16 protein-coding genes are annotated in these 18,673 nt (G+C 69.2%); 8 read left to right on the forward strand and 8 right to left on the reverse strand.

Annotated features, from left to right (window positions below; translation table 11 throughout):
* Nucleotides 1-341: 341 nt before the first annotated feature.
* Nucleotides 342-4,406 (reverse strand): type VII secretion protein EccC, encoded by a 4,065-nt coding sequence (locus B141_RS0109580; RefSeq protein WP_020574940.1) that lies wholly within the window; start codon nucleotides 4,404-4,406, stop codon nucleotides 342-344.
* A gap of 155 nt (nucleotides 4,407-4,561) precedes the next feature.
* On the opposite strand from B141_RS0109580, the gene eccD reads away from it, so the two are divergent.
* Nucleotides 4,562-5,956 (forward strand): type VII secretion integral membrane protein EccD, encoded by a 1,395-nt coding sequence (eccD, locus tag B141_RS0109585; RefSeq protein WP_020574941.1) that lies wholly within the window; start codon nucleotides 4,562-4,564, stop codon nucleotides 5,954-5,956.
* Nucleotides 5,957-6,208: 252 nt separating this feature from the next.
* Here eccD and B141_RS0109590 read toward each other — a convergent pair whose 3' ends face one another.
* Both B141_RS0109590 and eccE read right to left on the reverse strand, forming a co-directional pair.
* Nucleotides 6,209-6,874 carry a hypothetical protein gene (locus tag B141_RS0109590; RefSeq protein ID WP_020574942.1) on the reverse strand — a complete coding sequence of 222 codons (666 nt, stop codon included), beginning with the start codon at nucleotides 6,872-6,874 and terminating at the stop codon, nucleotides 6,209-6,211.
* On the reverse strand, nucleotides 6,871-8,157 hold the full coding sequence (eccE, locus tag B141_RS0109595; RefSeq protein ID WP_157180906.1) for a type VII secretion protein EccE: 1,287 nt from the start codon (nucleotides 8,155-8,157) through the stop codon (nucleotides 6,871-6,873). Before eccE ends, B141_RS0109590 begins: the two co-directional genes overlap by 4 nt.
* Before the next feature lie 190 nt (nucleotides 8,158-8,347).
* Between eccE and eccB the strand changes: the two genes are divergently transcribed.
* From eccB to B141_RS0109620, 3 genes are all read left to right on the forward strand, one after another.
* Complete coding sequence (eccB, locus tag B141_RS45420; protein WP_020574944.1) at nucleotides 8,348-9,883, forward strand: type VII secretion protein EccB; 1,536 nt, start codon at nucleotides 8,348-8,350, stop codon at nucleotides 9,881-9,883.
* 271 nt (nucleotides 9,884-10,154) lie between these two features.
* A complete protein-coding gene (locus tag B141_RS39825; protein ID WP_157180907.1) occupies nucleotides 10,155-10,469 on the forward strand; it encodes a WXG100 family type VII secretion target in 315 nt (104 codons plus the stop codon).
* Nucleotides 10,470-10,515: 46 nt separating this feature from the next.
* The gene (locus B141_RS0109620) at nucleotides 10,516-10,809 is read left to right on the forward strand and encodes a WXG100 family type VII secretion target (protein WP_020574946.1); all 294 of its coding nucleotides are present in this window, start codon (nucleotides 10,516-10,518) and stop codon (nucleotides 10,807-10,809) included.
* A 147-nt stretch (nucleotides 10,810-10,956) separates the two neighbouring features.
* On the opposite strand, the gene B141_RS0109625 is transcribed toward B141_RS0109620, so the two are convergent.
* Both B141_RS0109625 and B141_RS49080 read right to left on the reverse strand, forming a co-directional pair.
* Nucleotides 10,957-11,955, reverse strand: coding sequence for a bifunctional helix-turn-helix transcriptional regulator/GNAT family N-acetyltransferase (locus B141_RS0109625; protein ID WP_040420901.1), 999 nt, complete (start codon nucleotides 11,953-11,955; stop codon nucleotides 10,957-10,959).
* A gap of 168 nt (nucleotides 11,956-12,123) precedes the next feature.
* Nucleotides 12,124-13,029: a zinc ribbon domain-containing protein gene (locus B141_RS49080; protein ID WP_157180908.1), complete on the reverse strand. Its 906-nt coding sequence runs from the start codon at nucleotides 13,027-13,029 to the stop codon at nucleotides 12,124-12,126.
* Nucleotides 13,030-13,210: 181 nt separating this feature from the next.
* Here B141_RS49080 and B141_RS0109635 point away from each other — a divergent pair, with 181 nt between their 5' ends.
* From B141_RS0109635 to B141_RS49085, 4 genes are all read left to right on the forward strand, one after another.
* On the forward strand, nucleotides 13,211-14,038 hold the full coding sequence (locus B141_RS0109635; RefSeq protein ID WP_026257063.1) for a hypothetical protein: 828 nt from the start codon (nucleotides 13,211-13,213) through the stop codon (nucleotides 14,036-14,038).
* 78 nt (nucleotides 14,039-14,116) lie between these two features.
* Nucleotides 14,117-14,635, forward strand: a complete 519-nt coding sequence (locus tag B141_RS0109640) for a hypothetical protein (RefSeq protein ID WP_020574950.1) — start codon at nucleotides 14,117-14,119, stop codon at nucleotides 14,633-14,635.
* A 6-nt stretch (nucleotides 14,636-14,641) separates the two neighbouring features.
* Complete coding sequence (locus B141_RS39830) at nucleotides 14,642-15,217, forward strand: RNA polymerase sigma factor (protein ID WP_020574951.1); 576 nt, start codon at nucleotides 14,642-14,644, stop codon at nucleotides 15,215-15,217.
* The gene (locus B141_RS49085; protein WP_020574952.1) at nucleotides 15,214-16,128 is read left to right on the forward strand and encodes a hypothetical protein; all 915 of its coding nucleotides are present in this window, start codon (nucleotides 15,214-15,216) and stop codon (nucleotides 16,126-16,128) included. Before B141_RS39830 ends, B141_RS49085 begins: the two co-directional genes overlap by 4 nt.
* A gap of 36 nt (nucleotides 16,129-16,164) precedes the next feature.
* Here the strand turns inward: B141_RS49085 and B141_RS0109655 are convergent, their stop codons facing one another.
* The 3 genes from B141_RS0109655 to B141_RS0109665 all read right to left on the reverse strand — a co-directional run bounded on the left by B141_RS0109655 (nucleotide 16,165) and on the right by B141_RS0109665 (nucleotide 18,656).
* Complete coding sequence (locus B141_RS0109655; protein ID WP_020574953.1) at nucleotides 16,165-17,358, reverse strand: ATP-binding protein; 1,194 nt, start codon at nucleotides 17,356-17,358, stop codon at nucleotides 16,165-16,167.
* 237 nt (nucleotides 17,359-17,595) lie between these two features.
* On the reverse strand, nucleotides 17,596-18,057 hold the full coding sequence (locus B141_RS0109660) for a VOC family protein (protein WP_020574954.1): 462 nt from the start codon (nucleotides 18,055-18,057) through the stop codon (nucleotides 17,596-17,598).
* Complete coding sequence (locus tag B141_RS0109665; RefSeq protein WP_020574955.1) at nucleotides 18,054-18,656, reverse strand: DinB family protein; 603 nt, start codon at nucleotides 18,654-18,656, stop codon at nucleotides 18,054-18,056. The genes B141_RS0109660 and B141_RS0109665 overlap by 4 nt, the downstream gene beginning before the upstream one ends.
* Nucleotides 18,657-18,673 lie beyond the last annotated feature (17 nt).

The following is an 18,673-nucleotide window of genomic DNA, read 5'->3' on the forward strand; positions in this document are numbered from 1 at the left end:
GACGCGAACGCCTCGTCGTCATACCAGCAGCCCAACTCGTCACGAACCCGCATCGCCAACGCACCCCGCGGAAAGGCCGCCCGAGCGACCCGGGCAGTATCGGCCGGCACCTCCGGCCACGGCTGCGGCTTCATCGACATGACCACCCCATTCTGCGGCCGGGAACAAACACCAGAAAACCGACCGGAAACGATCATGACCGGGTCAAGATCAACAAGCACGCACACCACACGGCGTGTCCCGAATAAGCCAACAGGGTCCTCTTAGCCGAAAAACCTCTGACAACCCGGGGCTCCGGTCCGACCGGACCGTCCTGCCAAGCCGCGCCTTCAGCAGGCGGCCTACTCGTCGGGCTTGGCGATGTAGGCGGTTTGGATGAGCCTGGTGCCGAGCCGGCGACTGACGAGGGTGCCGCGACCGGGTGGGAGCGGCGCGCCGCGTACCCCGCCCCAGATCTGACCTTCGTCCCTGGTGCCCGACATGATCAGGGCGGGGTTGCCGCTGTCGCGCATGCGCTGGACGACCGGGTCGTACAACGCCCGGCCCGCACCACCGAACCCGCGCGCGATGACCACGTGTAGGCCGATGTCCTGTGCCTGGCTCACCAGGTCGGCGATCGGGGCGAGCGGGTTGCCCGACGAGGTCGCGACGAGTTCGTAGTCGTCGACGATCAGGTACAGGTCGGATCCCGTCCACCAGCTGCGGTTCTTGAGCTGCTCGGGGGTCACGTCTGGGCCGGGCAGTCGCTTGCGCAACGCGGCTCCGACGTCCTTCATCAACTTCGTCGCCGCGTCTGACGAGGGGGCGTACCCGATCCTGTGCTCGGTAGTGACCGATTCCAGCAGCGAACGCCGGTAGTCGAGGAAGATGAGCCGCGCCTCCTCCGGGGTCTTCCGGGCGACGATGCCCTTGGCGATGACCTCGAGCAGGTTGGACTTACCGCACTCGGTGGCGCCGAACACCATCAGGTGCGGCTCCTCCTCGAGGTTGAGGTAGATCGGTGCCAGCTCGTCCTCGTCGATGCCGATGGGAATGCCCGGGCGTACGTCGGCGCCGGGCTGGGGCAGCGTTTCGAACGGCAGCTCCTCCGGGAGCAGGCGCACGGGTGGCGCGCTCGGCCCACGCCAGGACTGGGCCACCGCCCCGGTCATGGCCTTGACGCCATCGGCGAGATCTTCGGCGCTCTCCACACCGTCGATGCGCGGCAACGCACCAAGGAAGTGGAGCTTGTCAGGTGAGAGTCCCCGACCGGGCCGGTTGACCGGGACGTTGACCGCGGCCCGCCGGTCGATCTCGGAGTCGTAGGGGTCACCGACCCTGAGCTCGAGCTTGGTCTGGATGAGGTCCTTGATCGCCATCCGGAACTCTGACCACTTGTTGGCGGTCGCCACCACGTGGATACCGAAACCGAGACCACGCGCGGCGAGTTGGGTGATCGCGGTTTCGACGGCCTCGTGGTCGGAACGGATCGTGCCCCAGCCGTCGATCACGAGGAAGACGTCGGAGGCGAACCGGTCGGGCTGGATCCGCCCCTGCCGGCGCATCCGGCGATACGTCGCGATCGAGTCGACCCCGGTCTCGGTGAAGGTACGTTCCCGCTGGTCGAGCAGCGTGGTCATCTCGCCGACCGTCCGCCGGATGCCGTCCGCGTCGAGTCGGGTCGCCACGCCACCGACGTGCGGGAGACCGAGCAGGCCGGGGAGCGTGCCGCCACCGAAGTCGAGGCAGTAGAACTGCACCTCGTCGGGGCGATGCGTCAGGGAGTACGACGAGATCAACGCACGCAGCAAGGTGCTCTTGCCGCTCTGTGGCCCGCCGACGATACCGACGTGACCACCCGCTCCCGACAGGTCGAGCCACATCGGGTCGCGGCGCTGGTAGTAGGGCTTGTCGACCAGTGCGACCGGAGCCTGGAGGGTGCCGCGCCGGTCCCACCGCACCGTGAGCCCGTGCTCCTCGGTGACCTCGAGCGGACCGGGCATGAGCTCGTCGAGGGTGGGTGGGTCCTCCAGCGGAGGCAGCCAGACCTGGTGCGCCGCCCGGCCCATCTGCTGGAGTTGTTCGACCACCAGGTTGAGGAGCACCTTCGGCTCGCGGCCGTCCTGGCTGGTCACGACGGGTGCGGCCTCGGGCTCCGCCTCCGCGGGGATCTCCACGATGGTGGGCTCGACGTAGTCGGTCGTGTAGGCGGTGATCTGCGGGACCCACTGCTTCTCGCCCGGCTTCGGCGGCTTCTTCTTGCTGCCGCCGGCGTTCAGGCTCGGGGGCTGGTAGATGCCACCGACGTACGCCGCCTTGAACCGCACCAGCCCTTCGGTGCCGACCTTGAGGTAACCACCACCCGGCTCGCGTGGCAGCTCGTAGGCGTCGGGAACGCCAAGGACGACCCGGCTCTCGCCGGCAGAGAAGGTCCGGAGACCGATGCGGTAGGACAGGTGGGTGTCGAGGCCGCGGAGCTTGCCCTCCTCCAGGCGCTGGGAGGCGAGCAGCAGGTGGACACCGAGGCTTCGGCCGAGCCGACCGATCATCACGAAGAGTTCGATGAACTCCGGCTTCGCCGACAGCAGCTCACTGAACTCGTCGACCACGATCCACAGCGTCGGCAGCGGCTCGAGCGGCTTGCCCTTGGCACGGTCCTCCTCGTAGTCGCGCAGCGATCCGTAGTTGCCCGCGTCGCGGAGGAGTTCCTGGCGGCGGTTCATCTCGCCGGCGAGCGCGTCCTGCATCCGGTCGACCAGGATCAGCTCGTCCTCGAGGTTGGTGATGACCGCCGACACGTGCGGCAGGCTGTCGAGCCCGAGGAACGTCGCGCCACCCTTGAAGTCGACGAGGACCAGGTTGAGCGCGTCAGGCGAGTGGGTGACGGTCAGGCCGAGCACGAACGTACGCAGGACCTCGCTCTTGCCGGAACCCGTGGCGCCGATCACCAGACCGTGCGGGCCCATGCCGCCCTGCGCCGACTCCTTGATGTCGAGATCGACCGGCTCGCCGTCGGGTGTGAGCCCGAACGGCACTCGGAGCCGCTCGCGGCGCGGGCGTGGCCTCCAGATGACTTCCGGGTCGAGGGTGTAGGCGTCGGCGATGCCGAGCAGGCTCATGAGCTCCAGCTCGTACTGCGGCTTCTCCTCGACCTCCGCCTCTGCCGCCTCCTCGATCGCGCCGGACGCTCCCGACACCGCGGAACGGAGCGGGGCCAACTGACGGGCGAACGACTCGGACTGGGAGACGGTGACCTCGTCGGGCCGGCCGAGCAGCGTGCTCTGGTCCGTACCGTCCCGGTCGGCGGTCACGTGGAAGATCTCGTCAGAGGTCACCCTGAGCCGCATGACGCCGTCACCGAAGCGGCGGATGGCGTTGCCGGTCAGGTCGATGACGGTCACTCCCTGCGGCGGAGCACCGAGGAGCTTCGAGTCGTAGCTCGCGTGGCCACCGTCGACGACCACCACGATGTGTGGCTGGTCAGTGAGTGGGTTGCCGGTGGGCGCGAAGAAGGGTCGGTTGGCGATCTGGTCGGCGAGCAGGCGTTCGACCTCTGACAGCGAGGACGCGACGAGCCGGACCTGGCCGGCGCCGTCGGTGCTCGTCGGGTGCAGCGCGTGGGGAAGCCACTTGACCCAGTCCCACTCGGCCCGGCGGTCGGGCGCGACGCACGTGGCGACGAGGAGTTCGTGTGGGGCGTGGAACGCCACCAGATGGGCGAGCATCGCCCGGGTCAGTGCGCGTACGGCGTCGGAGTCGCCATCGACGCGGACGTGCGCGAAGGCACGCAGCGACACCGCGATGGGAACCTCGGGAACCGTGCGGTAGGTCTGGATGAACCTGCGCAGCGCGCCCGCCGCGACGGGCTCGAGGTCCTCGACCGGCTTCGTCTCGGGCGCGATCAGCCTCAGCACGAACCGCTGCGCGCCCTTGGCCAGGCGTACGTGACCGAAGTCCTTGTCGGCTGGCCGACGTTCCCACAACCGTCGGCTGAGCGGCAGGATCCACAGGCTGTCAGGATCGGGATAGCGCCACTCGAGAGCCTCCCGCTGGCGGTTTGCGGCCGTGCGTACGCGGCGGCGGAGCTGGCCGAGGTAGCGCAGGTAGTCGCGCCGGCCGCCGTCGATCTGGTGCTTGCGCTCGGCGTTCTTTCCGCCGCTGCCGAGCTGGCTGATGTACATGCCCACCATGGACACGGCCATCGTGCCGCTCATGATCAGCCGCATGCTGTTGTTGCCGGTGCCGCTGGACATCATGAACGCCATCACGGCACCGCCGCCGAGCATGGGCAGGATGCCGAACATCTTCTGCATCGCCCCGCCCGGCGTGACCTCCGGCATCTCCGGGGGCGCCTCGAAGAGCACCTCGCCCTTCGGCATCGCCGGCGGTGGCCTCCGGCCGGTGCGGCGGTAGAGCACGGTGCTCACGGGCGGCCTCCTCGAGAGCCAGAGTTTGGTCCGGTCCGGCTTCCGGTGTGTTTGAAGAAATGCTAACGATGTACCGAGCGCGCCAGTTGGCGCGGAAGTGGGTAATCTCCGGGTTCGTCTCATCAGGCTGCCCGAGTTGGAAGAGGAGAGCAACCGTGGACGCGAACAGCGGGGTCGAGCTCTGCCGCGTCACCGTCGTCGCGCCACGTACCCGGATGGATCTCGCGCTGCCGACTGACACCCCCCTCGCCGACCTCCTACCGACGCTGCTCAGGTACGCCGGGGAGAATCCTGACGACCCGGCGTTCCTGCGTGGCGGCTGGGTCCTGCAGCGCCTGGGCGAGTCGGCGTTCGATCCCTCCCTGCGCCTGTCAGGGCTCGGCATCAAGGACGGCGACGTCCTGCACCTGCGCCACCGCGAGTCGGCCATACCGGAGTTCGCCTTCGATGACGTCGCCGACGCGATCGCGGTGGCGACCCGTGAACGCCGCTCGGCCTGGCAACCCTCCGACGCCCGCTTGGCGGCCCTCGTGGTCGCGGGTACGTTCTTCGTGCTCGGCGCGCTGGTCGTCCTCCTCAGCGGCCCGTCGTGGGTCCTGCCGACGGTGGTGGCGCTGGTCGGCTCGGTCGGGTTCGTGGCCGGTGGCATGGCCATGTCGCGTGCCTTCAGCCAGGCACGGGTCGGTGCGCTGCTCGGTGCCGCCGGAGTGGGGTACGCCGCGATCGGAGGTCTGGTCGCGCTCGGCGGGGACAAGCCACTCAGCGAGTTCGGAGCCGCTCAGCTTCTGATGGCGTTCGCGCTCGCTCTGGTGATGGCCGTGGTGGCGGGGTTCGCCATCGTCGCCAACTGGGATGGGTTCTTCGGAGCCGCGACAGCTGCCCTGATGGGGATCCTCGCCTGCGTCGCGATCCTCGTCTTCTCGGCCAGCGCCGCCGCGGCGGCCGCCGTCGCGGTCGCCGTCGCCCTGGCCGCGGTGCCGTTCCTTCCCACGCTGTGTGGACGCCTTGCCCAGCTCCCGATCCCGCAGCTGCCAACGAGTTCGGAGGACCTCCGCCGGCAGACCGACGTACTCCCTGGTCCCACCGTGCTCCAGCAGGCAATCACCGCCGACAAGCTGGTCGCTGCCCTGATCGCGTCGACCACGGCCGTGGGCATGGTGGGGAGCATCTTCCTGACGCAGGAGCCGGGGTGGTTCGGTCCCGCGCTGACCGGTGTCACGTCCCTCGCGCTCTACCTTCGCTCCCGCCACTTCCGCGGGCGCACCCACCGGCTGTGGCTGATCTGCGGCGGCGTCGTGACCACCGCGCTGCTGGCGTACCGTCTCGCGGTCACCGACGAAGGTGGGCTGATGCTGCTCGCCGTCGGCATCCCGTGCCTGGCCGTGGCGGCAGGGCTCGGCGCGTGGGCGGTCAGCATGCCCGGTCGCCGGCTCTCGCCGTACTGGGGGCGTTCGGCGGACCTCTTCGAGGTGTTCGTCCTGCTGTCGGTCGTGCCATTGGCGCTCGGCGCGGTCGGTGTCTACACCGCCATCCTCGAGCTGTTCGGCTAGCACGCGGACGATCCTTGAAGGGGCAGCCTCATGTCTCACGTACCGGACGGCTTGCGGGCTGGTCGCGACACTGCCGCGTGAAGACCCAAATGATCACGTATACGTGGTCAATGCATGCCTTGCATGGCATCGACACCTTGCGAGGCGGGCAATGACCACGTATACGTGGTCATTGCCCGCCCCAACCGGAGGGGACTTGGGACTCCGCCAGGTCTGGCTGGGGTACTACGTACGGCCCACGGAGATGCCCGCTCAGCTGCCGAAGAGCCGCTGCTCCATGGTGCTGAGGCCGAGCTGACCGAAAGCGAGCTGGCCGGCGGCCGCGACCGCGACCACGCCCGGAGGCATCTGCGTGAGCCAGCCGGCGCGGTCCTTGGCGAGGCCGAAGCCGCGCCTGGCCACGTCGGCGGCGGCCGCGTCGAGCTGCTGCGTGATGAGCAGGTCGTACGACCGCATGCGGGCCTCGTCAGAGGGCTGGAGCCCAGACTGCACGCACACGAAGGTCTGCCAGTCACCCTGCTCCCATCGGGGCAGGGCGTTGTGGTCGCGGGTCGCGTCGACGACGAGGGAGGGCCGGGCGAGGGTGCCGGTCGCGGTGACCCGGGCGCCGGTGGGCAGAACCGTCAGCCACGAGGGTCCGCGTGGCACGGCGGAGACCAGCCGCCCCCACGCCGCGACGGCATCTGTCACCACCGTCACGTGGGCACCGACCGCGAGGGCGCGGTAGGCGATGAGTTGGGCCAGCTGGCCCGCGGAGATCACACACAGCCGCACCGGATCGCTGCGGAAGAGGCGTACGACCAGGGCCCCCGCCTGCCCCGAACCAAGGACGAGTCCCGCCGCGGGCAACGTGAGGCTCGCATCGCCGAGGTTGTCTGCGTTGAACTCGTGGGCCTGCACCGTGGGGAAGTAGCTCATGGTGCCCCACCTCCCAACGGAATCGTGGCGAGCACGCCGGGAAGTTGCTCGCCGTCAAGCCGGGCCACGTTAAGGCGGGACCGGCCGGCGGACTTCGTCAGCTGGCGGAACGCCGCCCGCGCCGCCTTGGGGCTGTCGCCCGTCACGCGGACGAACGACGAGCAGCGCACGGTGTTCTGGGCCGACCAGGTGAACGACAGGGACGCCGTGGCCGACAGCACAGGCAGCCCAGCCATGGCGGAGAGGACGGACGACAGCGAGGGGATGCCGGCCGACGGCCAGGAGCGCACCCAACCGGCCACGTGGGCCAGGCCGTCGCAGGTCCAGCCGCGCCAGTTCTCCGTCGTACGGCGTTCGCGCCGGGACGCCGGCACATGCTGCGGGTCGACGCTCAGAGTGAGCGTCAGCACCTCCCGCAGCTGGCTCTCGTCGAGCGGCCGGCACGGCAACCCAGAGGAGGACAGCACCTTGGTCGACCAGCCGACACAGGTGCGCAGTGCCCGACGGACCGCATCAGAGTCCTCGCCGCCGAGCGTCACCGAGGTGCCGCCGCGGGCCGGCTCGAGCCGCAGGGCGATCCACCAGGTGACCACGGAGGGGGCCGCACCGTCGCTGATCTCCTGGTAGGAGGCGCCGAGCTGTGCGCCGTACGGCCCCAGCAGGGGCGACGGCGCAGGCAGAGTGCGCACGATGAGCTGGGCCGATGCCAGGCGGATGCCTTCGGCCTCACCAACGCTGGCGAGGGCGCGCAGTGGGATGTTGACCGGGTCGGCTGAGGCGATGAGGTCCTCCCGGTCGGCTCCGAGGAGCACGACGAACGCCGACCCGTCGTACGCGACTCCCACCGGACGCTCCCCGCGACGGCCGGCGACCGACGCCAACTCGAACGCCGGCACCCATTCGCGGATCGGCCCGAGCGCAGGGTCGTGCGGCGGCGCGGCGGTGGCTCGGGAGTTGCGGCTGCGATAGGCCAGCCAGACCCGGAGCCAGCGCCACAGCGGACGGCCGTTCCACCACAGGACAGTGAGGACCGCGACCACGAGGAGCACGGACGCGCCGACGAGGAGAAGCCAGCCGCCGTAGGCGATGCCAGCGACGACGAGCCCGAGGGCGACCTGCCAGGCGACGAGCGTGCCCAGGGAGATCGGACCCAGGTGGCGGCCTGGATAGGCCCGGACCATGCGGCCCCGGCGGGTGGAACGGGAGCTGGAGCGGTCGACTTGACGGCGTTCGGATGCCGAACGCCGGGACGCACTTCTCGGCTTCTCTCTGACGGCGGACACCGACCCTCCTCCCGTTGACCACGGACGTGCCTACGCGATGATGCGCGAGGTCGCAGGTAACGCCGCGGGCCCGGCACCGGCTCGCCGGCATATCGTAGTGACGCGGACCGGTTTACGCCGATACCGGCAGGACCATACGGTGCGTTACAGACGCCCGTCATCATCCAGATCGCACCGACGAGGGACGACCATGCAAACCCGACGCGACCAACTGCAGGCGTACCGGTATCTCGTCCGCCGGGTCCTCGCGTCCCTGCTCGGCAGCGATCCGGAGGCGATCGAGCAGCCGATGCGCAGGGTCTCGACCTCGACGTTCGCCGGCATCATGGTCGGCGTCGTCGCGTGTGCGGGGGTCGCGCTCTACGGCTGGCTGGCCGACACCAACTCCACCAAGTGGAAGAACGAAGCCAACGCGCTCATCGTCGTCAAGGAAACCAACGCGGCGTACCTCTACCTCTCCAAGACCCAGCTCGCCGCCAGCGGCCAGCAGAACCCTCAGCAGCCGCAGGTGCCTGGCCAGACATCGCCGGAGAAGGACATGGTGCTGGTGCCGGTGCGCAACTACACCTCGGCGCGGCTCATCCTCAAGGGCGAGCCCAAGGTGGTCCGGGTGGCCCGGCACTCCCTCGACGGCATCCCACGCGGACCGGAGATCGGCATCCCGCTCGCGCCCAATTCGCTTCCCAGCAAGGAGAACGTCACCTCCACCCCGTGGACGATCTGCTCCACCGCCCGTACGGTCGACGACGCGACCAGGCTCGAGGTCGACCTCCTCATCGGTACGCCAGAAGCCACTGTCAAGGGCACTCCCGTCGGCGACCAGGCGCTTCTGGTGTCGGCCCCCAACAAGGCGATCTACCTTGTCTGGAAGGGCAAGCGTCTCAAGGTCCACCCCGGTGACCTGCCCAGCCTGCAGATGTCGGCGTCGGCCGCGACTCCCGTCGGCAACGCCTGGCTCGCCGCGCTCGAGGAGGGCCAGCCCCTACGCGCGCCGATCATCCCCAACCGCAAGACGCGGAGCCAGGTCAGCGTGGGCGGCCAGGCCACCACGATCGGTCAGGTGTTCCACACCCCGAGCCCGGACTCCTACTACGTGATGCTGAACGACGGGCTCACGCGGATCTCCCAGGTGCAGGCGTTCCTCCTTCTCGGCAGTGGTACGGCACTGGAGAACGGCCGGGTGCAGAGCTCGCCCACCGAGGTCGCCATCGGTATCGCCAACCGCGCGACCTCTCCCTCCACACCGAGTCTGACGGTCCGCGATCTACCCGACGCCACACCCAAACTCGTCGACCTCGGCGGAACCACCAGCGCTCCGGTGTGCCTGTGGCTCAAGGACGGGCAGGACGCGCTGACCGTCACCACCGGCGGCAAACTTCCCGACACCGTCACCAGCACGGACGCCGGCGCGACCGGCGAGGGTACGCCCGCGTCCACGGGGGTCGCCGCCGACCGGGTTGTCGTGCAGCCAGGCAAGGTGGCGGTCGTGGGTCTCGTGCCAGCACCGGGGGTGAAGCCGGAGGGCTACTACCTCATCACCGAGGACGGCGTGAAGTTCCCGGTCCCGAACACCGAGACGCTGGGCTGGCTCGGCTACGGCGGGGCGGATCCGGTCCAGGTGCCCTCGACCCTGCTGCGCCTGATCCCGCAGGGGCCGGCCCTGACCGAGCAGTCCGCCTACCGCTCGGCGCCGTTCAACCCCACGAGCCCGGGGTCCGGCGGCTGACACCAGGTGCCGGCCGCGCGGCAGACGGCAAGGATCTTCGGCTGGTTATCCACAGGGCTGGGGGTACCCACTCACACGGACCGACCATTTCGAGCTAGCGTGTTCTTCGCGTTGGGTGCCAAACCCGTAAAACGACCTCCAACCGTCGTGTTCGGCACACGGGGGACCAGGTCGCCGTTATCACCAGGCACCTTGACAGGAAGGCGAGCGCTTCGGCGTTCGACGACGACAGCACGCCCGGGAAGGCCGGGGTCTACCGGAGGAGGTAGGTGTGGGAGCTCAGCAAGACAGAGCCGCGATGGGGGAAGCGACCCAGCGGGTCAACGATGCCTTCGACGTCATTATTGGCATCAAGGGCAAGCTGCGCGAGTACAGGACCGAGGCGAGCGCGCAGTGGGAAGGCAACGCCTCGGCGTCCTTCGGCCGTGTGATGGACACCTTCGACGAGAAGTTCCAGGTCGTCGGCGACGCTCTCAACGACCTCAACGAGAAGCTCGGCGCCGCGCGTCGCAGCTACGAGGCGACCGAAGAGCAGCAGCAAGAGGGCGTCAGCAAGATCGAAAACCTGTTGGGCGGCCTGACCTGAGCGTCGACCACATCACACGAAGACTCGCACGGGAGGTTTGACATCCATGAGTGACCTGACCAGGTGGAATAGCCAGGCGCTGATCGACCTGCAGACCAACCTTCGACTCGCCTACCGCGGTGTCGAGGACGAGACCAACGACCTCGAGTCGTCCCTCGAAGGCAAGCTGGCGGAGTGGGAGGGCGACGCCAAGCAGGCCTATTGGGACGCCAAGGCGCAGTGGGAGCAGGCGATCGCCGAACTCAACCAGGTGCTTGACCAGCTCGGCGCCGCGATCGGCAACGTCCACGAAAACTACACCAGCACCGAGAAGGCAAACGAAAGCATCTTTCGCGATTAGCAGGATCGCATCGGCCCGTGACAATCGGCCGTTCCGGTCTGCCTCTCGTTGCCAGGGATCCCGGTTACCTCGTCGAGGTGGCCGGGATCCTCTGTCAGATCCGGTGTCGCGCGCCAGATCCAGAGGTGCGCGACGCCGCCCTACGTTTCAGATGAGATCCAGGCGCCACCACTGACCCACGAGGTCGTGGCCAAAGCTGTGGTGCGGTTCGACTTTCTCCAGAGTGAAGCCCGCACGTTCGTAGATCCGCCGGGCATCGGCCAGGACGTCGTTCGTCCAGAGCACCATCTGCCGGTAGCCACTGCGGCGAGCGAAGCGGATGCACTCCTCGACCAGCCGCGAGCCGATGCCCAGACCGCGTACGGACGGCTCGACGAGCAGCAGCCGAAGCTGGGCGACCTCATCGTCTTTCCGTACGCACAGCACGGCGCCGGCGCGGTCACCGTTGACCTCGGCGACCCAGCCGGATTCGCGAACTGGGTCGTGGTGGTCGATGTAGTCGGCGATGATGCGGGCCACCAGGGCTTCGTAGGTTTCGTCCCAGCCGTACTCCTCCGTGTAGACCACCGCGTTGCGGTGGACCACCCAGCCGAGATCGCCTGGGCGCAGGGGGCGTAGGACGAACGCCGGCGCGCGTGGCGCGTCCTCGAGGATGCCGCGGATCAGCCGCATGGCCGACACGAGGCGGCCCTGGTCCTCCTCGCTGAGGCCGCCCAGCAGGGTATGGATGTCGTCGGAGGCGCGGTCGTTCAGGAGCCCGAACTCCTGCTGCCCTTGCTTCGTCAGCGTGACCACCTGGCGGCGCGCATCGATGGGTGAGCGTTGGCGCTCCAGCAGACCGTCGCCTTCGAAGCGGGCCAGGATCCGGCTCAGGTAACTCGCGTCAAGGCCGAGGTGTCCGCGCAGGCTCGTCACCTCGCAGGCGGGGTGGTGAGCGAGTTCGAAGAGCACTCGCGCCTCGGTGAGTGAGTATCCGGTGCGCAGGTGTCCTTCCCCGAGGGCGCCGATCTGGGCTGTGTAGAAGCGGTTGAAGGCGCGTACCTCCGCTGTCGGGTCGGCGACGTCGGGTGCCGCCGTGGCCGCCGCGCCGGTCGACGAGTTGGCCGCCTGGTCAGGCCGGGTTTTTGGTCTCGAGGTCGGATGCATCGTGGCCGCCATCCAATAGTTGTTGGACTCTGTCCACTAATTTTGCGCGTCGTCGCCACCAGCACAAGTCGAACTGGCGGTTCGTTGAAAAGGACGCGCAAAGAGGCAGCGCAGCCCGCGCGACGCGGCGCCAGCCCCAAATGCGGGACGGCCCTATCCGCGCGACCTCTAAGCCGAAGGCTTGGCGACAGGGGTCGCGGGGCTGACCGTCACCTGCCGGCCGGCTCGACGGACGACCAGCGCGACCCACACCGCCGCAGCGGCAAGGAGCAGCGCGCCGCTGCCGAGGATCACGTAACCGAACGCGATCTGGCCCGGATCGGTGCTCGTGTGGAGTCCGAACGCGACGAGAACGGCGGCCAGCCCCACGCCGGCAAGCAGCCAGCAGGGCAGACCCAGCCTGGTCGGAACCGGAGGTTGGGCGCGCCGGGCTCGCACCACCCAGATCGCCGTCAGTGCGATCGACGCCAGCGTCGCAACGCTGGCCGTGAGGAGGAGGATCAGGTTGATCGTGTCGCTCTGCGTTGCCGCCTCGCGGGTCACGGAGGTCGGAGCACTCGCCAGGTCGGCGAAGATCCCGCGGCGAGGCACCAGGGCGAACACGCCGTACGCCGCGATCAGGACGGCTTCGATCGCGAGGACCACGAACAGGACCCGCGCGATCGCCCGTGGATAGACGGCCGGCTGCTGGGGTGGCTGGGCCGGCACCGCGGTCGCGCCAGCGGTCGCGCCAGCGGTCGCACCGGCGGTGGGCGCCGCGCCCGGCCAGTTGGTCTGGCCAGCTTGGCCAGTGTGTTGAGGCGGCGTCTGCCAGGGAGCGGCGTTCTGCGAACCCGACCACGGCGGCGCTTCCTGCGGCGCCGGAGCCGGTCGAGACCACGACGGCAGGATCTGCGCTGGCTTTCCGGACCCGGCGGGTTCGGTCGGCTGTCCGGGTCCCGGCGGCTGTCCCGGCCCCGGTGTGCTCCCTGCCGCTGGGTTCGCGGCTGGCTGGTCGCCGGACAGCGCGACCCCGCACCGAGGACACGTTCGAGGACTGTCCGAGTTGTCAAAGCCGCAACGTGGACAGCGCATCTGCGAAAGCCTCGTTCATCAGGGTGCCTACACGGGAACGCGCGCGAGCCTATCGTTTCTGGGGCTCCCGGTGTCGCAATGGATCGCCGTGGCGGCCACCCCGCGACTCTCTGGGTATCTCATGCCCGCTGCCAACGAAATGAGACTCGGCTGCTCGTTCCGTCGTCGTAGATTCGTCTCCGTGATCGTTAAGGCTCGGCGCGGCGTCCGTCTCGGTGTGCCCGTCGGCCAGGCCCTCCTCGAGGTCCCCACGCCGCCGCCCGCACTGGGAACCGCGTTCCCACCGCGCCGGCTGCATTTGCGTGGGCGATCTGTGTTCGAGCTCAGTATGTGGTGTGGCACCTGCCCCGCGTTGTTCCAACGCGTCGGGGAGCCTCTCTCAGAGGACGTCGACGTAGCACATACGCGGCTGACAGCTGGACTCTCCACAGTCGACGACGCGGTCCTAATGGCATACGACCGGGTCCTGCCAGCTTCGACGTACACAATTCTGCTCCTCGACGTCGAGCCGCGGCTTGTGACGCCCGGGGATGACGCGGACTACTTTTCGCACGAGCAGGTCTCTACGTGGGGAATCGACCCGGCCGTCGGCGCACCGGAGGATCCCGGGACGCCCTACTACCGAACCTTCGAGACGAGCGTGAGCCGCGAGGCTCACCTGTACGAGACAGTCGTGCCGATGGTCCCGCCGACGTGGAACGACACGGACCGCGTCGCCTCGTACGAAGCCGACGCGGGCGTTGACGGCGCGACAGCGGTCGCGTACTCGCTGCTCGACGTTTGCCAGCCGGCGATGGTCGAAGGGGAGGACTACTACGCCCATTGGCTCCTGACCCACTTCCTCCTCGACGGCCACCACAAGGTTGACGCAGCCGCGCGGAAGGGGCGGCCGGTCCGTCTCCTCAGCCTGATCGACGAGGAGTCCAGCATCGCCACGCGGGAAGACAACGACCTTCTGGTGGCGGCGCGTGGCAGAGCACGAAGCCCCCGGATCGCAGGAGAGTCATGAACGACACAGTGGACGATCTCCTGACGTCTACGGGACTGATCGACCGGACCCGGTGGCACATCCGCAATGCCTCTGGGCATGATCCGTGCCCAGAGGGCTGACATGCATGCCGTGTTCCTTCAGGCGTTCCGCGACGGCAATGCAGCCGAGATGGACACCGAACGCGTCGAGGCGGTGCTCGCGGCATACGTCCAGGACCGGGACGGGTCGTTCGTCCGCCTGGCGACGGAAGACGGCGAGGCGGACTGCTACGGGCTCGGCGAGGGACCGCTCATGGTCAACCACGCGAGCGGGGAGCGGATCTGGGACGTCCTCGTCGAGGCGGCTCGCGCGGCAAACCTCGCCGTCATGCCCGTCGACGCGCCCGGGTGCGTGACCGACGAAGCCATGGTTGGGCACCTCCCCGAGGAGCTGCGCGACGACGTCCCGAGTCGTCTCCTCCGGCGCAGACCTCGTCGCGGCCATCACCGGAGGTGCTGCGGGGTGTCGAACGTCATGAGCGGATCCGCCGGGCCTCGGTCGCATTCGACGCCACCGTGGACGAGATCGCCGTTCGGCGGAGAGGGTTTGACACAGCCGGGCGGGAACTCGACATGAGGGGGCATGAGCATCGACAACACGGGCCCGCCGGCGCGGGAGCGACGGTTTACTGCCCTCTTCTCGGCGACCTATCCGGCGGTTCTGCGTTTTGCTGAGCGTCGGGTCCATTCGAGCCACGCCGAGGACATCGCAGCCGAGGTGTTTGTTGTGGCCTGGCGCCGTCTCGAGGACGTCCCGACCCAGGTGGACGACGCACGCGCCTGGCTGTTCGGCGTCGCCCGCCTGACCTTGATGGCCAGCATCCGGGGCGAGCGGAGACGACAGGCGCTGGCCGTCCGCATCTCCCAGGACCCGACGGCTCACGGCCAGGTCGGGGTGCTCGACCCCGACCTGGTTGCCCGGCGAGTTGATCTGGCCCGGGCGTGGTCTCGATTGTCGGCGGTACATCAGGAGGCGCTGGCCCTGACCGTGTGGGACGGGCTGGACGCGCCCCGGGCCGCCCGGGTTCTGGGCATCTCTCCGGTCGCCTACCGCCTGCGCCTGAGCCGTGCCCGCAGGGCCCTGCGCGCCCATACCAAGGCCCTGCCCCAGACCTCCACCCTGGCCGCCACCGCCACGCCCCGAGGGAGCTCGACATGAACACCACCAAGACCACACTCACCGACCGCCAGCTCGACCAGACCCTTGCTGGCCTCGACGCGGCCGTGACAAGCCCCGACCTCGCCACCGGCTCTGACGCGAAGGCGCAGACTGTGCTGCGTCGAGCACTCTCCGCGGCTGACGACCAGATGCTCGTCCCGAAGGTGACGCCCTCGCAGCCCCGAAGGCGGCTAACGGCGGCACGACGAGCAGCCGTGTTCGGCGGCGTCGCAGCCACCATCACCGTCGCTTCCGTCGCCGCCCCGCACTTGTTCGGCGGCGGTCAGGCATTGGCCTGGTCTGCGACGCCGCAAGCCCTGTCCACCAGCGCAGCCCGCCAGGCCGAGAAGGCGTGCGTCAAAGACGTCCTCGACGACCCCACGCCCGTCAAGGACGTGGACAAGTCGAGGATGCGTCCGGTGATCACCGAAGCGCGCGGTTCCTTGGTCCTGGTCTACCTGACCGATCGCGCGCCGAGCCCGAGCGAGTCGACGTGCTACGTGCGCGACGGGTCGGTCGTGAGCACGTCTGGCAGCCTCGCGACTCCGCAGTCCCCCCCAGCGCCAGCCGTGGCGCCGAAGTCGGTGCTCGTCGCACTGGGAGAGGTGACGAGCACGTCCTCGGGCAGCATCCGAGGCGTCCACGGGCGCGTTGGCGCCGACGTCGTCAGGGTCGTCTTCGACACCGTGGCCAAGGGGCCGGTGACCGCGACCGTCCGAGAGGGACACGTCGCCGCCTGGTGGCCCGACGCCCCAACGACCGAACAACAGGAGAACGCGGCGACCGCACCGGAGATCCGCGGCGCCACCCTGACGCTGCGCGACGGGTCGACCCGGCAGGTCAGCGTCGAGGAACTCACGGGCCGTACAACTCAGGAGCTGACTCGGCCTGACTCGAGCGGATCCAACTAGGGCGCACCGTCCCGGCGCTGTACGGGCGCCGGGACGTCAGGCCCGCTGGGAACGTAGGAACGAACCAAAGTGCGGGACGGTGAACGCGACCGAGCCGCGCTCCGCGGCGTACACGAGTCCCTTCTTGATCAGGCCGTCCCGGGCCGGCGACAGGCTCTGTGGCTTGCGGCCCAGCCGGACCGCGACCTCCGACGTCGGGATCGGGCGGTCCGCGAGTTCGGCACCGAGCTCGGCCATCGCCCGCATGTACTCCCGCTCGGCCGGCGTCGCACGTTCGTACCGCGAACCGAAGAAACCGACGGCCAGCTCCGCCTCGGCCTCCGGTGCGGCCACCTTGACGTCGTCGGCGCTGATCGGGCTCCTCGGCGCGACATCCCAGGTCGCCTTGCCGAACGCCTGGACGAAGTACGGATAGCCGTCCGTCACCTCGTGCAGCGCGTCCAGAGCGGAGGGTTCGAACTCCACGTCCTCCGTCCCGGCGGGCACGGTCAATGCTCGGTCGGCGTCGTCCCGCTCGAGCCGGTCGACCGACACGTAGCGGAACAGCCGTTCGGCGTACGACTTGGCGGCGGACAGCGTGGTCGGCAGGTGGGGGAGTCCCGCGCCCACGACGATGAACGGCACCGCCCGCTGGCTGATCTCGTGGCAGGCTCCACACAGCGCGGAGAGGTCGGCCGGCGGAACGTCCTGCATCTCGTCGATGAAGATCGCCGCACCCACGCCCAGATCGCCGGCTACCTCGGCGGCGGCTGCGAAGAGTTCGGTGAGGTCGAGTTCGAGGTCACCCGAGTCGGCTCGGCCGCGGATCGCGGGCACGTCGTACGGAGGCCGCCAGCGCATGCCCTTGCGGTCCTTGAGGGAGCTCTCGAGCGCGAACGCCTTGAGAACGCCGAGGAACTCCTCGACGCGTTCGGGATCTCGATGGCGGGGCGCGAGTTCCCGGCTCGCGGCGTGCAGGGCCTGCGCGATCGGCAGCCGGATCGAGCGGTCGGGACGCGCCTCGACCTTGCCGGTTCCCCAGGCGCGGGACAGCGCGAGCGACCGGAGCGCGTTGAGTAGGACGGTCTTGCCGACACCACGCAGGCCGGAGAGCACCATGCTGCGTTCGGGGCGGCCGGCGGCGACGCGTTCGAGGACGACGCCGAACTGCCGGACCTCCCGATCGCGGCCGGCGAGCTCCGGTGGGCGCTGGCCGGCTCCTGGAGCGTAAGGGTTCCGCACCGGGTCCATGATCGGACTGTATGCGGTCGTCTAGCGCGGATCCTAGATTTGCCTAGAAGCGGCTAGCGGCGTGTCGTGACCAACGGTGGACGGCGTCCCGCCAGTCGGCCAGCGGAGCCACGAGGCACGCGACACGATCGGGCCGTATCGGCCTCTCTAGCGAAATCCCTAGAGTTAGGTAGATGCGGCTAGCTAGGGCGAGCGAACTCCGCCCACCCACGCACGGAGGCAAGGAGCTGAGCTGCGTCAGTCCAGGCAGAACTCGTTGCCTTCGGGGTCGGTCATCACGATGAAGCCCGCGCTCATCGGAGGCGCAGGCTCGTGGCGACGTACCCGCGCCGCTCCCAGCGCGACGAGCCGGTCGCACTCGGCCTCCAGCGCCGCCATCCGTTCCTCTCCCTGCAGTCCGGGGGCCGCGCGGACGTCGAGGTGAACGCGGTTCTTGGCTTTCTTGTCCTCCGGCACCTGCTGGAAGAACAGCCGTGGGCCGTGCCTGTCGGGGTCCTCGATGGCCGATCTCGTGTTGCGCTGCTCCTCCGGTACGCCGACCCGCGCGAGGAAGTCGTCCCACGCGGCCAGCGGGTCGGCGTCCTCGGGCAGGTCGACTCCGGGCGGGCCGGGGTGGACGTAGCCCAGTACGTCGCGCCAGAAGGACGACAGCGCCCGCGGGTCGTGGGCGTCGAAGGTGACCTGGAGGTGGCGGCTCATCGGGTTGCTCCGTTCGTAGCGGCCTTCGTGTGCTGGTAGAGCGGGTGCAGGTAGAGGTCGCGCAGCAGGCAGACCTCGGACAGGTGGTGGATCAGCTCTCGGTGGATGTGCAGCACCAGATCGGCCATGGACACCTCGGGGAAGGGCTCCTTCGCACCGACCGGGACCCGCAGCGCGGCCTCGTCGAGGCCACGCACCCCGGCCAGCCAGACGTCGAGCTGGGCCTCGAGCTGCTCGAGCGCGGTGGCCGCGCTGCCGGCGTACTCCCAGGTCTCGTACGACGCCGCCGGCGCGCCGAAGTGCGACGCGTTGCGCGCGGCGAGCACGCCGACGATGACGTGACCGAGTCGCCAGGCGATCGTGGTGAAGGCCGCGGGGACCGGCTCGGGAAAGGCGTAGTCGATCGTGAAGTCCCCGGCACCGAACAGCACGGGCGCCGTCGAGCTGCCGCGCGGCCGCACGCTCCAGGCGTCTGGCACTGGCGACCAGAAGTACTCGTCGTCGGTGAGGCCGTCGAGCCGGGCTCGGAGCTGATGGTTCCAGTGGAACTCCCACTGCTCGCGCAGCGTCCGGTTCCAGTCGAGTTCGTCTGCATCCATGGAGCCACCCTGACACC

Source organism: Actinopolymorpha alba DSM 45243, assembly GCF_000373925.1.
Classification (GTDB): Bacteria; Actinomycetota; Actinomycetes; order Propionibacteriales; family Actinopolymorphaceae; genus Actinopolymorpha; species Actinopolymorpha alba.